Genomic DNA, 451 nt, shown 5'->3' with positions numbered 1-451 from the left:
GCCTGCATCATCCACATACTGCACAGTTCCTTCCAGTCCCTGCGGCATACCCGCTTCTCCGTCCATCGAATTCAGACAGATTCTTGTTCCTGCCGGATACTGTTCTCTAAGTCTTGCCACTTTTTCTCTTGAATAAATGACCAATCAACCACTCCTTTCTCTACCAGAACATATGTCTACTAGTATTCGGTTTTGCAACCTGAATAATAACTTTATCTATTCCATCACTGTATCTTCCGGCTGCAAGATATTTACTTCTGAGTCTGTTCAGTGCCTTACGGATCTGCCTTTGTTCCCCGGCTGTAATCTGCAGCCGTTTCTGGGCGAGGTCGTATTCACTTACTTTTTTCAGAAGAGCTTTCGTTTCTTCCAAACATTCATCCTGCTCACTCTGCGCCTGCAGCTCATCATTCAGTGCCACCACGAACATATTTTTCATAATGTTATCCAT

The 451-nt window shown here is 44.3% G+C and carries 2 protein-coding genes; both read right to left on the bottom strand.

What is annotated here, in order from left to right:
- On the bottom strand, positions 1–120 hold a 120-nt coding region (locus DXC04_RS16250), incomplete at its 3' end, for a DUF4314 domain-containing protein (protein ID WP_243112184.1).
- A gap of 40 nt (positions 121–160) precedes the next feature.
- The coding region (locus tag DXC04_RS15235) for a hypothetical protein (RefSeq protein WP_118661323.1) at positions 161–451 on the bottom strand (291 nt) is incomplete at its 5' end.

It is taken from the genome of Dorea sp. OM07-5 (genome assembly GCF_003481355.1).
GTDB classification, from domain to species: Bacteria; Bacillota; Clostridia; order Lachnospirales; family Lachnospiraceae; genus Dorea_D; species Dorea_D hominis.
Note: the sequence above shows the minus strand (reverse complement) of the source record. Positions and strands in the feature narration are given on the sequence as shown.